The following is a 14,556-nucleotide window of genomic DNA, read 5'->3' as shown; positions in this document are numbered from 1 at the left end:
CGCCTGCCTTTATGGTTATTAGTTGTAATTAATGGGTTTTTCACCGATAACGACCGGCATTTGATAGGTTTCACCCTTACGTATCACGGTCAGCTTTATCTCTGTGCCAGGTTTGGTTTCAGCGATTCTGTCCATCAGCATTTCAACGGAAGGCATGTCTTCGTTGTTGAACTGCACTATCACATCTCTGGGTTGGATCCCGGCTGTTGCCGCCGGTCCGTTTCGCTCAACACCCGTTACCAGCGTGCCGCGTAAATCCGGCAGATTGAGGATTTGTGCCATCACCGGAACCACAGGCTCGCCTGATATGCCCAATGCGCCGCGGATCACCCTGCCATCCTTGACCAGCTTGTTCATGATGCTGTGCGCCAGTTTGATTGGAATGGCGAAATTGATGCCGTGGCCGCCACCCTCACCACCTATCTGGAATGCGGCGGTATTGATACCTATCAATGAGCCTCGGGTGTTAATCAGTGCACCACCGGAATTGCCGGCGTTAATGGCGGCATCGGTTTGCAAAAAGTCCTGATAGCCGGATGACAAGCCGTTTCGGCCTGTGGCACTGATGATCCCCTGAGTAATGGTTTGTCCCAGGTTGTAGGGATTGCCGATGGCCAGTACCACATCGCCTACCTGGGCAGGGCTATTGAGGTTTACCGGTACTACCGGCAGGTTGTCACCTTCAATCTTGATGACTGCCAGATCTGTTTCCGGATCCGAGCCGACCACCTCAGAAGTAAACTTACGGCCATCCTGCAGTGCCACCACAATTTCATCGGCTTTCTTAATCACGTGGTAGTTGGTGAGTATGTAGCCTTCTTTGCTCATCAACACGCCGGAGCCAAGTCCCTGCAGCGCGCCGGAATTGAGTGGACGCTGTCGGTCAATACTCAGGCTGTAGATGTTGACCACGGCAGGCGCTGCACGGCGCACTGCCTTGGCAAATGATAAATCTGATTGTTGCTGGCGGGAGAGATTCATCCAATTTCCCAGCGTGTTGTCAGGCTGAGTCAGCTGATTGAGCAGCAGAAATACTCCGGCCATAAACAGGCCAAAGAAAACGGCTTTGGATAGATATGTTAAGGTACCTTTCAGGGTCATCAGAACTGCCACCGGCGAAAAACTGCCGCTAGATTAGCACGTTTGGTTAATAAGAAACATCGGCAGCAAAGCTGCCGATGTGGGGTAAGGATTTAGCCGCGCAGCATCAGATACAGGGCAATGTCTCCCCGGACGATCTTCAGTGCTACGGCGCCTTCGGCATCCTTGAGATACTCTTTCAAGGCTTTCAGGCTGGTCACTTTGCTGCGGTTCACGCCAACAATGACATCACCTTTCTGCAAGCCTGATTGAGCCGCAGGAGAGCCCTGCTTCACATCGGTGATCTCGATCCCGGCTTTGGTGTTTTCCAGTGTTGCGCCCTGCAGCATAGGGTGAACTCCCCCGGCCGCGGCGACTTTGGACTCGGTTTGTTCACCCAGAGTCACTTTCACGGTTTTTTCATCGCCATCGCGAACCAGCCCCAGGGTCACTTTGGCGCCAGCGCCCAACGTGGCGACTTTTGCTCTCAACTCCTGGAACGACTTGATTTTCTTGTCGTTGACACTGGTAATGATATCGCCGGCTTTGATGCCGCCTTTGTCGGCGGCACTGTCAGGTACGACTTCATTGACGAATGCGCCGTGCTGCGTATCCAGCCCAAAGGCTTTGGCGAGTTTTGAATCCAGATCCTGACCGGAAATACCCAGCACGCCCCGACGGACTTCACCGTGCTCCAGGATCTGATCTACCAGGCTGTGCATCATGTTGGCCGGGATAGCAAAGCCAATACCGACATTGCCACCACCCGGGGCAACAATAGCGGTATTGATACCGATAAGCTCACCGTTAAGATTAACCAGTGCGCCTCCCGAGTTACCTGAGTTAATGGCGGCATCGGTTTGAATGAAGTTTTCCAGCATCTCGATACCCAGGCCGCTGCGTCCCAGTGCACTGACGATCCCCGAGGTTACTGTCTGACCAAGGCCAAAAGGATTGCCAATGGCGACCGCAAAGTCACCAACCCGCAGTGCATCCGAGTCGGCAGATTTGATACCGGTCAGTCCCTCTGCTTCAATCTGCAGCAGGGCGATATCGGAATCTTCATCCCGACCAACCAGTTTAGCAGTAAACTCCCGGCCATCATGCAGACCCACAAGGATCTCATCGGCGTTGTCGATCACATGGTTGTTGGTGACTATGTAGCCTTCTTTGGCATCAATGATGACGCCCGAACCCAGCCCCCGGAATGGTCGCTCCTGGATTTGCTCCCTTGGTGCATTGGGACCAAAAAAGTAACGGAACATGTCGGGTACCCTTTGCTTGGATACCTGGGTGCCGGATACCGCGACAGATACTACTGCCGGAGTTGTACGTTCCAGCATGGGTGCTAGGCTGGGCAGCTGCTGCCCCTGTGCCGACATGGGCAGGGCAGCACTGGCTACAGCAGGCATCAGGCTGAGGCTGGTACTCAGAATTGCAGCGGAAAGCAAAGACATTTTTGTTTTCATAAATAGTTGGCTCCTGCTTAAGGGGTCAATATCAAAAAACCGGGTAGTTAACTCCGCTCCTGAGTGTTTAAGTTGAGCGGACTTCTCTTCACTGTGACTTAAATAATTCGAGTAAGTTTCTCTATCGTCGGCAAAAAGTCGTAAGCATCTGTGTCAGTGCCGGAAGACCGGAAAGCAAATCCAGCTCTCAGGCTTTGCCTGTTTCGTCATCCGGGAGAGAGGCTGGCGGTCTGGGCAGATCCGACTCCTGGATCTGCAGAAAATCGCTGGCCTCATGCCACTGTCTGTTCACTTTTTCCAATTGTGCGGCCAATGCCGCCAGCTCGCGTCCCTGTTCCTGATGCAGATCAGTGACGCTCTGTTTGTACTGGCTGAGTTCCAGTACAGCCTGTTCGGCACGCTTTTGCTGATCTTTGCCTGTGTCATCGCGGACGATCAGCGTGTGAATCACATAGCCCAATACCAGACCCAATACGAAAGCAGCCAGTGCCAGTGTCCAGTCCATTCAATACTCCTGTGTACCTGTCAATGGGACAGTGCCCCTCTGTTAACAGGCATGATATTATTTTCCTTCTCATATATGGACAATTTGACAGGATTTCAAGTGGGTAGACCTACTCCATGGGCTCATTATCAGGCTGATCTGAAGCGTGAGGACTTTTGCCACGATGCCGCTCAGGAGCACGCGGTAAAGGCGCTGCAGCGTGTTTATGATGATTTACTTGCCGCAAGTCAAAGCGCGTCTTTTGGCAGCAAGATCAAACGTGCGCTTGGGTTTTCCCGGCCGGTACAGGTAAAAGGCCTGTATTTATGGGGGGGGGTCGGGCGTGGCAAAACCTATCTGATGGACACCTTTTTCGAAGCCTTGCCCTTCGATGAAAAATTGCGGGCCCATTTTCACCGTTTTATGCACAGAGTGCATGCCGAGCTGGAGGAGTTGAAAGGGACCCGTGATCCTCTGCCGGTCATTGCGGCAAAAATGGCGTCCCAGTATCGGGTGATTTGTTTTGATGAGTTTTTTGTCTCTGACATTACCGATGCCATGTTGCTGGGCACCTTGTTTGAATCTCTGTTCGATCATGGTGTGGTGTTGGTGGCCACGTCCAACATCATTCCCGACGAACTCTATCGTAATGGGCTGCAACGGGCTCGTTTTCTGCCCGCTATCGCGCTGATAAATCAGCACTGTGACGTTATCAATGTGGATTCAGGGGTAGATTATCGGTTGCGCACGCTGGAGCAGGCTGAGATCTATCATTTTCCGCTGGACGCTCAGGCCGATACCAATCTGCTTAAATACTTCAGTCAGTTGGCGCAGGATGCTGAGGTGTCTACTGAGCCACTGGACATTGAAGGACGCAGGTTTCCGATCCGTCGTCAGGCGCAGGGGATTTTACTGGCCGACTTTCGGGCGCTGTGCGATGGTCCCCGCAGTCAGCGAGACTATATGGAGCTTTCCCGGCTTTACCACACAGTATTGCTCAGCGGGGTTGAGCAAATGGGGGCCCTGCAGACCGGCGATGATGTTGCCCGGCGGTTTCTGGCGTTGATTGATGAATTTTATGAGCGTCATGTGAAGCTCATTATTTCCTCAGCGGTCTCTGTCGAGGAGCTTTATACCGAGGGACTGCTCGAATTTGAGTTCCGCCGATGCCGCTCGCGGCTCACAGAGATGCAATCTCATGAGTATTTGGCACTTGAACATTTGCCATAAACCCCTAAACTGCGCGATCCCGGATCTTCGCCGTATGGATCCGGGATCGCCTGGAATGGATATCAATGATTCCATTGGCTTGGTGGCTTAATGCAAGCAAATTCGTGAGCAAACAAAGGCGGGTTAAATCATTTGCACACTGGCGTAAATCCGGCGTGTATTTTGAGTGCCTGTTGATATGCAGATTACCTAAAAAAACAGGTGATTTTTAACTCAGCGTTGGCTATAATCCGCCACCTGCCCACGTTACTACCGCCGATGAGGTGGAATTTGTAAAGCTTGCTTCTTTGCTCGAAGGGGCATAGAACGGCATTTTCGTGTTATCTGCATTTCGCAGGTGACAGGTGAGACAGAATTTAACTTTGGGTTTTTCTAAATGAAAACTACTTTTACTGCTAAGCCAGAATCTGTATCTCGTGACTGGTACGTTGTTGACGCTGAGGGCAAGACCCTGGGTCGTATTGCTACTGAAATCGCTCTGCGTCTGCGCGGCAAGCACAAGGCTGAGTACACTCCACACGTAGATACCGGTGATTACATCATCGTTATCAACGCTGAGAAAGTGACTGTGACTGGTAACAAGGCCAAGGGCAAGACTTACTACTCGCACTCAGGCTTCCCAGGTGGCATCAAGCAAATCAGCTTTGAAAAGCTGCAAGCTCACAAGCCAGAAATGATCATCGAGAAAGCAGTTAAGGGTATGCTGCCAAAAGGTCCTCTGGGCCGCGCCATGTTCCGTAAGCTGAAAGTTTACGCTGGTGCCGAGCATAACCACGCTGCACAACAACCTCAAGTTCTTGATATCTAACACGGGATAAAGCAAATGGCTGCTACTCAGTACTACGGCACTGGCCGTCGCAAAACCTCTACCGCTCGCGTATTCGCTAAAACCGGTAGCGGTAACATCATCGTAAACAAGCGTCCTCTGGACGTTTACTTCGGTCGTGAAACTGCTCGCATGGTTGTTCGTCAGCCACTGGAGCTGGTTGAAATGACTGAAAAGCTGGACATCTATGTAACTGTTAAGGGCGGTGGTATCACCGGTCAAGCAGGTGCTATCCGTCACGGTATCACCCGTGCTCTGATGCAACTGGATGAAGCTCTGCGTCCTTCTCTGCGCGCTGCTGGTTTCGTTACCCGTGATGCTCGTCAGGTTGAACGTAAGAAAGTGGGTCTGCGCAAAGCACGTCGTAAGCCACAGTTCTCCAAGCGTTAATTTTTACGCTGCAGAATTTTCAAAAAACCCAGCTATATGCTGGGTTTTTTATTGCATTTTTGATACCAAAATAAAGCCTTTGCAGGCAATTTGCTGTCAAAGACTTAAAACCTGTGTTAGGGAGCGATATGACATTCGAAGTGTGGATGCTGGCCCTGGGGCTGGTACTATTGATAGAGGGCTTGGGGCCGGCGTTTTTTCCGGCGAAGTGGCAGGCCTATTTGATTGAATTAGCCGAGTCAGATCAGAACGTTATTCGCCGGATTGGAGGATCTTTAGTCACCGCCGGAGTGGTGCTGATGATTATTTTTTCATAAATTTATTGGCTCTTGGCCCCCTAAATCTGTTAAGATTCTGCTTTAACCGCAACCTTGCAGCAAACAATGGGCAAAAACGTAGTTGTTCTCGGCACTCAATGGGGTGACGAGGGAAAAGGTAAGATTGTCGACCTTCTCACCGAACAGGCAAATTATGTAGTTCGCTATCAGGGCGGCCACAACGCTGGTCATACTCTGGTTATCGATGGTGAAAAAACCGTTCTTCATCTCATCCCCTCCGGTATTCTGCGTGATAATGTAAAATGCATTATCGGTAACGGCGTAGTGCTGGCTCCCGATGCGCTGATGAAAGAGATCAACATGCTCAAAGAGCGTGGCGTTCCAGTTGAAGAGCGTCTGCTGATTTCTGAAGCGTGTCCGCTGATCCTGCCATTCCACTGTGCACTGGATATCGCCCGTGAAAAGGCCCGTGGTAATAACGCCATCGGAACTACCGGTCGTGGTATCGGTCCTGCTTATGAAGACAAGATTTCCCGTCGCGGTCTGCGCGTAGGCGATCTGTTCAACGCTGAGTTGTTCGCAGAAAAGCTGAAAGAGTTGATGAAGTATCACAACTTTATGCTGACTGAATTCTACGGCGTAGACGCTGTTGATTATCAGCAAACTCTGGATGACGCTCTGGCGATTGCCGACTATCTGAAGAGCATGTGTGTTGACGTGACTGAGCTGTTGGATCAGGCACGCAAGGCCGGTGACAACATTCTGTTTGAAGGCGCTCAGGGTACGCTGCTGGATATCGACCACGGTACTTATCCATATGTGACCTCTTCCAACACAACTGCAGGTGGCGTGGCTACCGGCAGTGGCTTCGGCCCACGTCATATTGACTATGTGTGCGGTATCATCAAGGCGTACACTACTCGTGTTGGTGCAGGCCCATTCCCGACTGAACTGAACGATGAGATTGGTGACCACCTGGGCACCAAAGGTCATGAGTTTGGTGCAACGACTGGTCGTAAGCGTCGTCCAGGTTGGTTGGATGCCGTGGCGATGCGCCGTGCAGTACAGATCAACAGCGTCAGCGGTTTCTGTCTGACCAAGCTGGATGTACTGGATGGTCTGGAAGAAGTGAAGATCTGTGTGGGTTACCAGTATCCAGATGGCACTGTAACCAACGTGACTCCACTGGCTGCAGAAGGTTATGAACTGGTTACTCCGGTTTATGAAACCATGCCAGGCTGGAGTGAAAACACCTTTGGTGCGACTTCTCTGGAACAATTGCCTCAGGCAGCTATCAACTACATCAAGCGTATTGAAGAATTGCTTGAGACTCCTGTTGATATTATCTCTACCGGTCCGGATCGGAATGAAACCATGATTTTGGTGAATCCATTCAACTGATGAGATGAAAAGGCCGCCTGAGCGGCCTTTTTTATTGGGAGCCTGGTACGGCTGAATGAACAGTGCCATCAGCGCATTAGGATAACGTTGTTCACCACAACAATCGCTTCTACTTCCTGCAAGGGCACACCTTTTACCTGCGCCACCACGCTTCAGAATTGGGTTATACTGCCGATGAAGTGGTAATCATGGCTAAAGGGATAGATAAGATGTTACGGACGCTGTTGATTTGGCTGTTGCCACTGACGCTGAGCGGATTCGCCCGCGGTGAGTCTATTGCTGTTGATATTTACAGCCAGGAAAAATTGCTGGCACTGATCCATGCCGATCGTTACCTGGAGCAGGTGAAGGCCGATGACTGTCAGTTGGTGCAGGATATTGAGGCCAGAGCCGAAGTACTGAATCAGCCCCTGTATCAATACCTGTGGGGCGAGATGCAAAATTACGGGGTGTGTGTTCCCGCCAATCCTGCTCGCGGGATAGAGTTATTAAATCGGGCTGCCGGACAGGGCAGCCCAGAGGCCATGGTGTTATTGGCCCAATACTATCGAGATGGCCGTTTTGTGGTGCAAAATAAACACAGAGCGGTGCAATATGTGCTTCCGGCGGCGGCCAATGGCAACCAGACTGCCCGTATGATGCTGGCACGGTTAATGTCAGAAGGTTATGGCAGTCCAAGGGACTATGAGTTGGCCTATCACTGGCTGTTTAATGAAGTGTTCAGTGACGAAGAGACCAAACTGGAAGCATTGACTTTACTACAGGGATTAGAGGCCAGGATGCCAGCAAGTGTGGTGCAAAAAGCCCGCAAAGCATCCTTGAATGGCCGTTGATCCCGCCCTCTCTGGAGGGATCAACCTATGTGGAAAATGAATGATAAAAGACCCTCATTTTGAGCGTGAACAAACCAAATACGACAACCCAATTCCCAGTCGCGAGTATATTCTGGATTACTTGCGCTCTCAGACTTCACCCCTGACCCGGGATAAGATTGCCCAGGCACTGAAAATTACTGATGAAGAGCAGCTTGAAGCGCTGCGCCGCAGACTGCGCGCTATGGAGCGTGACGGTGAGTTGGTGTTTACCCGGGGCCAGTGTTATGGCCTGCCGGAGCGGATGGACCTGATTTCCGGGACTATTCTTGGGCACAGAGATGGCTTCGGCTTCTTCCGTCCCGATGATGGCGGTGACGACCTGTATATCTCCAGCCGCGACATGCAGATGTATTTCCACGGTGACAAGGTATTGGCACAAAAGGCCGGCACTGACCGTAAAGGCCGTCGTGATGCCCGCATTGTACGCCTGATCCAGGAGCGCAGCGCAGCGTTGGTTGGTCGCTTCTATGTCGATTTCGGCATGAGCTTCGTGGTGGCTGATGACAAACGTATCACCCAGGAAATTCTAATCGACAGTGCTGACCGCAACGGTGCCCGTCATGGTGATGTGGTAGTGGTTGAACTGACCCGCCGTCCGGGACGCTATGTGAAGGCCGCCGGTAAGGTGACCGAAGTGCTGGGTGAGCAAATGGCCCCCGGCATGGAGATCGAAATTGCGCTGCGCAACTATGACCTGCCACACCAGTGGTCGGCGGTGATAGAAAAGAAACTGCGCCGTATTCCCGATGAAGTGACTGATGCTGACAAACAAGACCGGGTTGACCTGCGCAGTTTGCCATTGGTGACTATCGACGGTGAGGATGCCCGCGACTTTGATGACGCCGTGTATGCCGAGCGCAAGAAAAGCGGCGGTTGGCGTTTGTGGGTGGCGATTGCCGATGTGAGTCACTATGTGCGCACCGGCTCGGCGCTGGACGTGGAAGCCCGCAGCCGCGGAAACTCTGTGTACTTCCCGTCACAGGTTATCCCTATGCTGCCGGAAAAGCTGTCCAACGGTCTGTGTTCACTCAATCCGGCCGTTGACCGTCTGTGCATGGTGGCTGAGATGACTATTTCGGCCAAAGGTACCCTGTCTGGCTACAAGTTTTATCCGGCAGTGATGCACTCCCACGCGCGTTTTACCTATACCCAGGTGGCGGCCATGCTGGAAGGCGAACCCGGATTGCCCGAGCATCAGCCTTTGCTGCCACATCTGCAGGTGTTGCAGGAACTGTATCTGACACTGGACGAGCAGCGCGCCCAGCGCGGTGCCATCGGTTTTGAAACAGTTGAAACCCAGTTTATTTTCAATGACCAGCGCAAGATCGACAAAATTGTGCCGCGGGTGCGTAATCAGGCGCACAAGATCATTGAAGAATGCATGATTATGGCCAACGTGGCGGCGGCCAAATTTGTGAAAAAACACAAAGGCGAAGTGCTGTACCGGGTGCATGAAGCTCCGTCAGAGCAGAAGCTGACCCAGTTCCGCGAGTTTCTGGCTGAACGTGGCTTGAGTCTTGGCGGTGGCGCCGAGCCACAACCGATTGACTTCCAGCTGTTGATGGAAGCGATTGCCGAGCGGCCCGATGCTGAGCTTATCCAGGTAATGTTGCTGCGCTCCATGCGTCAGGCAATTTATACCGCCGACAATGAGGGGCATTTCGGTCTGGCGCTGGAAGCCTATTCGCACTTTACCTCACCTATCCGCCGTTATCCGGATCTGGTGCTGCACCGGGTGATCCGTTACCTGCTCGCCAAAGAGCGCGGTGACAGTGATGATAAGTGGACCAAAGATGGCGGTTACCACTATCAGCTGGATGAATTGGATCAACTGGGTGAAGAGTGTTCCAACACCGAGCGTCGTGCCGATGAAGCCACCCGGGATGTCAGCGATTGGCTCAAATGTGAGTTTATGCAGGACCATGTCGGCGATACCTTTGATGCAGTGATCGCTTCGGTGACCAGCTTTGGCCTGTTTGTGCGCCTGAACGAGCTGTTTATCGACGGTCTGGTGCATATTTCCAGTCTGGGCAGCGATTATTATCAGTTCGATCCCATGCGTCAGCGGCTGATTGGTGAAGCGTCCGGGCAGATCTATCAGGTTGGCGATCCGGTCACGGTGAAAGTCGCCGCGGTTAATCTGGATGACAGGCAGATAGATCTGTTGATGGTTGGCGACGAGGGCGGACGCAGAAAGAGTCGAAGTCGCAAACCCCTGACTGCCCGTGAGCGGGTTAATCTGGAAGGTGCCAAAAGTAACCGCACTGACGGGCAAGGGGAAAAACCTTCCCGTGGTGGCAGTAAAGATGGCAGCGTGCGCGAATCGCTGCGCGGCGCTACCAAGCCAGCCAAAAAGGGCAAGAAGAGTTCTGTGAAAAAGCCGTCTGCCAAAGCCGGGGCTAAAAAGGCACCCAAGAGCAAGAGCAGCAAGAGAAAGAGTAAATGAAGAAGCAAGAGTTGATTTTCGGTATCCACGCCGTTGAATCTGTGCTGCAGCGCAGTCCTGAAAGGGTATTGGAGCTGTTTCTGATGCAGGGCCGGCTGGACGAGCGGGTTGCACCGCTGGTCAGACTGGCCGCTGAGTACGGTATTTCTATGCCACAGACTTCCCGTAAGGTGCTGGATGAAAAGGCTGGCAGTACTCAGCATCAGGGTGTAGTGGCTCGGGTTAAGCCTGCCAAGGCACTTAACGAGCACGACCTGGATGATTTGTTGTCGGCAACAGAGATGCCGTTTTTGCTGATCCTCGATGGTGTGACCGACCCGCATAACCTTGGTGCCTGTCTGCGTAACGCCGATGCTGCGGGTGTACATGGCATTATTGTGCCTAAAGATAACGCAGTGAGCCTGACTGCCACCGTCAGTAAAGTAGCTTGTGGCGCAGCGGAAACCGTACCTTTGTTTCAGGTGACCAATCTGGCCCGCACCATGCGCCACATGCAGGACAAAGGCGTGTGGATTATCGGTACTGCCGGTGAGGCCGATTGCAATCTGTATCAGGCCGATCTCAAAGGGCCTTTGGCTATCGCCATGGGTGCAGAGGGTAAAGGACTGCGGCGTTTGACCCGGGAGTGCTGTGATACGCTGGTGTCCATTCCCATGGCCGGCAGTGTGTCCAGTCTGAACGTTTCGGTGGCCACCGGCATCTGTCTGTTTGAAGTGGTACGCCAGCGATTAGCATAATTCAGTTTAATCTGAAATAAAAAGGTGCCTTAGGGCACCTTTTTTGGTTTGATAGCATCTCGCAATTCTGTGATGGCTGTGGAGGTGATATGTCTGATGAATATCTGGGAATGGAAACGTCACCTGAGGTCTTGCTGGCGCAATTGGCCGGGGCCTATCGGGGGGAAGTTTATGGGGTGGCTTTTTTCACGCATCTACTTGATCACTATCAGGGATACACTGACAAAGAATCCCAGCGCACAGTGTTGCAGTTGATGTTGAACGTTGAGCGGGTGACTCAGGCGATATTGGGCGCCCATTTGCCAACACTCGAGGTTCCCTGTAATCCGGATGATCTGCATATGCAGCAGCTGGGGATCCGTGATGCGGAGGCCTGGTTAACGCTGCCATGGCCGGAGTTAATGAATACCATGCTGGCATGGGTGGCGCCTTATCAACGCCAGTATCGCCAGCAATTCAGCCGGGCAGGCGGGTTTGGACCGTTATTCTATTTGGTAGACAAACATGAAACGGCGCTTTTTGAATGTTTGCAGGCGGCGCAGCAGGGTGAGGCTGACGCGGCACGATGGCTGCGCCAATTTCTGGCCGCTTATCCCCACTCAGGCGTGCATTACTGAAAGGTATACAGCAGGTTGAACGTCGATACCGTGTCTGTCTGCTTGCTTCCCAGTGGTACTACTTCGGTGTACTTGATGTTGAATCCCACCTTGAATGCCCAGTTCAGAAAAATGGTATTTTTGTAAGCCATATCCAGCGACAGGGTGTTGTTGTTTTCTCCTACTTCAGAGGTCACATCCGCAGTCAGGCTGGTGTACTCGTGAATGCGCTGCTCAAACTTGGCTGCCAGACGCAGGATCAAATCTTTTTCTGCAATTGCGCTGGTTTGCTCGCTCTCTTCCTGAGGCAGGTTATAACGGTAACCGGGGCCCACTTCCAGGCTCAGACGGGTATCGCTGTCTTTGATGGCATCAAAACCGTATCCGGATGACACAGTGAATATTTCGGTATAGGAACCGAACTGATCCCAGGTAAAGTCTCCCCGACCATAGATATAGCTGCCGTTGAGCTTATAGTTTGACTGCAGTTGCAGATCGTATTTTTCCGCCGTGGTTTTTTCCGAATCTGACGCAAAATAGGCTTTCAGGGTGCCTTCCTGTCTGGCGTTACTGGTATCGTAAACCAGTTTGGTGCGGCCATTGAAACTGGTGGATTCGGTGTTACCGGTGTTGAGCTGAAAACCGGTTTCCACTTCTGCTTTGAAGTCTGAAGGGGGCTCCTGATAATCCGGAGGAACCAGTGCCATGGCCGGAGTGGCGACAATAAGGCTGAACAGGGATAGATGTGCAAGTCTTGGCATTGTGATTGCTGTTGTTATTGTTATCCGGTGATTGCTTGGGGAAAGACATCAATTGCGTGTTGAGCATTGCTGCAAGCAGACGCGTTACCTTCCATTGATTCTGCGTGTGCAGCGCTAACATCATACAAAGAATGACTCAGGGTGCAAGCCGGATAACCTGCCAGCGGGACGCACGCACGGCGTGATACAGCCGTCTGTGGTGATTGTCTTCGGCTAAAACCCCCGCATTGTTAGCAGCTTGAGCGCTTTCGACACGAGCTAAAAGAGGGCGCAATATCTGTACCTGTTGCAGCGCCTGATATGAGGCTAAGCTGCAGTATCCTGTTGGAGTGGCTGAAGCCTGAACTTGGCCTTATGGGTATCAGACAGATATAAATGACGGATTAATGGACTTTCTGTCACTGGTGCTTGAGTTTCCTGTCGGGTTTATGTACTATCACGCGCCTTAATCAGTCACTTTCTCGTTCCTTGCCTCTATTTGGTCCGACTGAGCCAAAACCGAGGCTACAAACCCGTAAGGAGCAATCAATGCGTCATTACGAAATCGTATTCATGGTTCACCCTGATCAGAGTGAACAAGTACCAGGTATGGTTGAGCGTTACACTGGTATCATCACTGAAGCGAACGGCACTATTCACCGTCTGGAAGACTGGGGTCGTCGTCAACTGGCTTACCCAATTCAAGACCTGCACAAGGCTCACTACATTCTGATGAACGTAGAAGCGACTGCTGAGTCTGTTGAAGAGCTGGAGACTGCTTTCCGTTTCAACGACGCTGTTCTGCGTAGCCTGGTTATGCGCACTAAAGCTGCCATCACCGAAGCTTCTCCAATGGCCAAGGCAAAAGACGAGCGTGATTCACGCCGCGCTGCTGCCGCTGAGCGTGCTGCTGAAGAAGTTAAAGAAAACGCTGAAGAATCTGCTGAGTAAGTTTATCTGTGACCACCAATCGTCTGGTGTTGTCTGGACACATTCTGAGGTCCAGACAATTTGACAGTCCAGCTGGTATTGCACACTGCATTATTACGCTGGAACACAGATCTCAACGCTTCGAAGCCGAAATGCTGAGAAATGTGTACTGTCAGATCCAGGTGGTATTGAGTGGTTCTCGCTTTAATAGCATTACAGACAAACTGAAAGCCGGCGTGGAAGTTGAAGTTGATGGCTTTATTGCCCTGCAACAAAACAGAAACGGACAAAACCGTTTGCTTGTCCACGCTGAAAATGTCGAATTGAAAAACTAGGAGACTGTCAAAATGGCACGTTATTTCCGTCGTCGCAAGTTCTGCCGTTTCACCGCTGAAGGTGTTACTGAGATCGATTACAAAGATATTGCTACTCTGAAGAACTACATCACTGAAAGTGGCAAGATCGTTCCAAGCCGTATCACTGGTACTTCTGCCAAGTATCAGCGTCAGCTGGCTCGCGCTATCAAGCGTGCTCGTTATCTGTCACTGCTGCCATACACTGATCTGCATCAGTAATCGGCACTGTTATAGCTAGAGGAATTGATAATGAACGTTATTCTGCTTGATAAAATCGCTAACCTGGGCAACCTGGGTGACCAAGTTTCTGTTAAAGCCGGTTATGCTCGTAACTACCTGCTGCCTCAGGGCAAAGCAGTTGTAGCTAACGCTGCCAACACTGAAGTGTTTGAAGCTCGCCGCGCTGAACTGGAAGCCAAACTGGCTGCTGATCTGGCTGCTGCCAACGAGCGTGCTGAGAAGATCGCTGCACTGGAAGCTGTAGTTATCGCTTCTAAAGCCGGTGACGAAGGCAAACTGTTCGGTTCTATCGGTACTCGTGACATCGCTGACGCTGTAACTGCAGCTGGCGTTGAGCTGAGCAAAGCTGAAGTTCGTCTGCCACACGGTGCTCTGCGCACTACTGGTGAGTTCGAAGTTGAAGTGGCTCTGCACACCGAAGTTAAGGCAATCGTTAAAGTTTCTGTAGTTGCAGAAGCCTAATTACGATTAGTCTGAA

Annotated in this window: 17 protein-coding genes; 13 read left to right on the top strand and 4 right to left on the bottom strand. The window is 51.8% G+C overall.

What is annotated here, in order from left to right; all coding sequences use genetic code 11:
• Nucleotides 1-18: 18 nt before the first annotated feature.
• From degS to ACRRUX_RS14470, 3 genes are all read right to left on the bottom strand, one after another.
• Nucleotides 19-1,101, bottom strand: coding sequence for an outer membrane-stress sensor serine endopeptidase DegS (degS, locus tag ACRRUX_RS14480; protein ID WP_432531563.1), 1,083 nt, complete (start codon nt 1,099-1,101; stop codon nt 19-21).
• Between the two features lie 92 nt (nt 1,102-1,193).
• Nucleotides 1,194-2,549, bottom strand: a complete 1,356-nt coding sequence (locus ACRRUX_RS14475; protein ID WP_432531561.1) for a DegQ family serine endoprotease — start codon at nt 2,547-2,549, stop codon at nt 1,194-1,196.
• A 187-nt stretch (nt 2,550-2,736) separates the two neighbouring features.
• Nucleotides 2,737-3,054, bottom strand: coding sequence for a ZapG family protein (locus ACRRUX_RS14470; protein ID WP_432531559.1), 318 nt, complete (start codon nt 3,052-3,054; stop codon nt 2,737-2,739).
• Nucleotides 3,055-3,153: 99 nt separating this feature from the next.
• Between ACRRUX_RS14470 and zapE the strand changes: the two genes are divergently transcribed.
• From zapE to ACRRUX_RS14425, 9 genes are all read left to right on the top strand, one after another.
• Nucleotides 3,154-4,263, top strand: a complete 1,110-nt coding sequence (zapE, locus tag ACRRUX_RS14465) for a cell division protein ZapE (RefSeq protein WP_432531557.1) — start codon at nt 3,154-3,156, stop codon at nt 4,261-4,263.
• Between the two features lie 376 nt (nt 4,264-4,639).
• Entirely contained in the window at nt 4,640-5,071 is a 432-nt protein-coding gene (gene rplM / locus ACRRUX_RS14460; RefSeq protein WP_115137176.1) for a 50S ribosomal protein L13, read from the top strand.
• Between the two features lie 15 nt (nt 5,072-5,086).
• Complete coding sequence (rpsI, locus tag ACRRUX_RS14455) at nt 5,087-5,479, top strand: 30S ribosomal protein S9 (protein WP_432531555.1); 393 nt, start codon at nt 5,087-5,089, stop codon at nt 5,477-5,479.
• A 128-nt stretch (nt 5,480-5,607) separates the two neighbouring features.
• The gene (locus ACRRUX_RS14450) at nt 5,608-5,796 is read left to right on the top strand and encodes a DUF2065 domain-containing protein (protein ID WP_432531553.1); all 189 of its coding nucleotides are present in this window, start codon (nt 5,608-5,610) and stop codon (nt 5,794-5,796) included.
• A gap of 66 nt (nt 5,797-5,862) precedes the next feature.
• Nucleotides 5,863-7,158 (top strand): adenylosuccinate synthase, encoded by a 1,296-nt coding sequence (locus ACRRUX_RS14445; RefSeq protein ID WP_432531551.1) that lies wholly within the window; start codon nt 5,863-5,865, stop codon nt 7,156-7,158.
• A gap of 209 nt (nt 7,159-7,367) precedes the next feature.
• Nucleotides 7,368-7,991 (top strand): tetratricopeptide repeat protein, encoded by a 624-nt coding sequence (locus ACRRUX_RS14440; protein WP_432531677.1) that lies wholly within the window; start codon nt 7,368-7,370, stop codon nt 7,989-7,991.
• Nucleotides 7,992-8,031: 40 nt separating this feature from the next.
• Entirely contained in the window at nt 8,032-10,479 is a 2,448-nt protein-coding gene (gene rnr, locus ACRRUX_RS14435; RefSeq protein WP_432531549.1) for a ribonuclease R, read from the top strand.
• A complete protein-coding gene (gene rlmB, locus ACRRUX_RS14430) occupies nt 10,476-11,216 on the top strand; it encodes a 23S rRNA (guanosine(2251)-2'-O)-methyltransferase RlmB (RefSeq protein WP_432531547.1) in 741 nt (246 codons plus the stop codon). Before rnr ends, rlmB begins: the two co-directional genes overlap by 4 nt.
• Nucleotides 11,217-11,305: 89 nt before the next feature.
• Nucleotides 11,306-11,833, top strand: a complete 528-nt coding sequence (locus ACRRUX_RS14425) for a hypothetical protein (RefSeq protein WP_432531545.1) — start codon at nt 11,306-11,308, stop codon at nt 11,831-11,833.
• Here the strand turns inward: ACRRUX_RS14425 and ACRRUX_RS14420 are convergent.
• Nucleotides 11,827-12,573, bottom strand: a complete 747-nt coding sequence (locus ACRRUX_RS14420; protein ID WP_432531543.1) for a DUF481 domain-containing protein — start codon at nt 12,571-12,573, stop codon at nt 11,827-11,829. The two genes, ACRRUX_RS14425 and ACRRUX_RS14420, sit on opposite strands and share 7 nt — an antisense overlap.
• Before the next feature lie 528 nt (nt 12,574-13,101).
• Here ACRRUX_RS14420 and rpsF point away from each other — a divergent pair.
• Genes rpsF through rplI form a run of 4 tightly spaced genes read left to right on the top strand, consistent with a single transcriptional unit; the run spans nt 13,102 to nt 14,540 of the window.
• A complete protein-coding gene (rpsF, locus tag ACRRUX_RS14415) occupies nt 13,102-13,503 on the top strand; it encodes a 30S ribosomal protein S6 (RefSeq protein ID WP_432531541.1) in 402 nt (133 codons plus the stop codon).
• 8 nt (nt 13,504-13,511) lie between these two features.
• Entirely contained in the window at nt 13,512-13,817 is a 306-nt protein-coding gene (gene priB, locus ACRRUX_RS14410) for a primosomal replication protein N (RefSeq protein WP_432531539.1), read from the top strand.
• 12 nt (nt 13,818-13,829) lie between these two features.
• Nucleotides 13,830-14,057 (top strand): 30S ribosomal protein S18, encoded by a 228-nt coding sequence (rpsR, locus tag ACRRUX_RS14405; protein WP_025009344.1) that lies wholly within the window; start codon nt 13,830-13,832, stop codon nt 14,055-14,057.
• Between the two features lie 30 nt (nt 14,058-14,087).
• The gene (gene rplI / locus ACRRUX_RS14400; protein WP_432531537.1) at nt 14,088-14,540 is read left to right on the top strand and encodes a 50S ribosomal protein L9; all 453 of its coding nucleotides are present in this window, start codon (nt 14,088-14,090) and stop codon (nt 14,538-14,540) included.
• The last annotated feature ends 16 nt before the right edge of the window (nt 14,541-14,556 follow it).

Source organism: Shewanella sp. GXUN23E (genome assembly GCF_050865035.1).
In the GTDB taxonomy this organism is placed as follows: domain Bacteria; phylum Pseudomonadota; class Gammaproteobacteria; order Enterobacterales; family Shewanellaceae; genus Shewanella.
This window is presented reverse-complemented; position numbering and strand designations above follow the sequence as displayed.

Coding starts and splice junctions, on each gene's coding strand:
- ACRRUX_RS14445 (WP_432531551.1), top strand. CDS start 5,863: ATGGGCAAAAACGTAGTTGTTCTCGGCACTCAATGGGGTGACGAGGGA.
- ACRRUX_RS14420 (WP_432531543.1), bottom strand. CDS start 12,573: ATGCCAAGACTTGCACATCTATCCCTGTTCAGCCTTATTGTCGCCACT.
- rnr (WP_432531549.1), top strand. CDS start 8,032: ATGATAAAAGACCCTCATTTTGAGCGTGAACAAACCAAATACGACAAC.
- rpsR (WP_025009344.1), top strand. CDS start 13,830: ATGGCACGTTATTTCCGTCGTCGCAAGTTCTGCCGTTTCACCGCTGAA.
- rpsI (WP_432531555.1), top strand. CDS start 5,087: ATGGCTGCTACTCAGTACTACGGCACTGGCCGTCGCAAAACCTCTACC.
- ACRRUX_RS14425 (WP_432531545.1), top strand. CDS start 11,306: ATGTCTGATGAATATCTGGGAATGGAAACGTCACCTGAGGTCTTGCTG.
- degS (WP_432531563.1), bottom strand. CDS start 1,101: ATGACCCTGAAAGGTACCTTAACATATCTATCCAAAGCCGTTTTCTTT.
- ACRRUX_RS14470 (WP_432531559.1), bottom strand. CDS start 3,054: ATGGACTGGACACTGGCACTGGCTGCTTTCGTATTGGGTCTGGTATTG.
- ACRRUX_RS14475 (WP_432531561.1), bottom strand. CDS start 2,549: ATGAAAACAAAAATGTCTTTGCTTTCCGCTGCAATTCTGAGTACCAGC.
- rplI (WP_432531537.1), top strand. CDS start 14,088: ATGAACGTTATTCTGCTTGATAAAATCGCTAACCTGGGCAACCTGGGT.
- rplM (WP_115137176.1), top strand. CDS start 4,640: ATGAAAACTACTTTTACTGCTAAGCCAGAATCTGTATCTCGTGACTGG.
- ACRRUX_RS14450 (WP_432531553.1), top strand. CDS start 5,608: ATGACATTCGAAGTGTGGATGCTGGCCCTGGGGCTGGTACTATTGATA.
- rpsF (WP_432531541.1), top strand. CDS start 13,102: ATGCGTCATTACGAAATCGTATTCATGGTTCACCCTGATCAGAGTGAA.
- ACRRUX_RS14440 (WP_432531677.1), top strand. CDS start 7,368: ATGTTACGGACGCTGTTGATTTGGCTGTTGCCACTGACGCTGAGCGGA.
- rlmB (WP_432531547.1), top strand. CDS start 10,476: ATGAAGAAGCAAGAGTTGATTTTCGGTATCCACGCCGTTGAATCTGTG.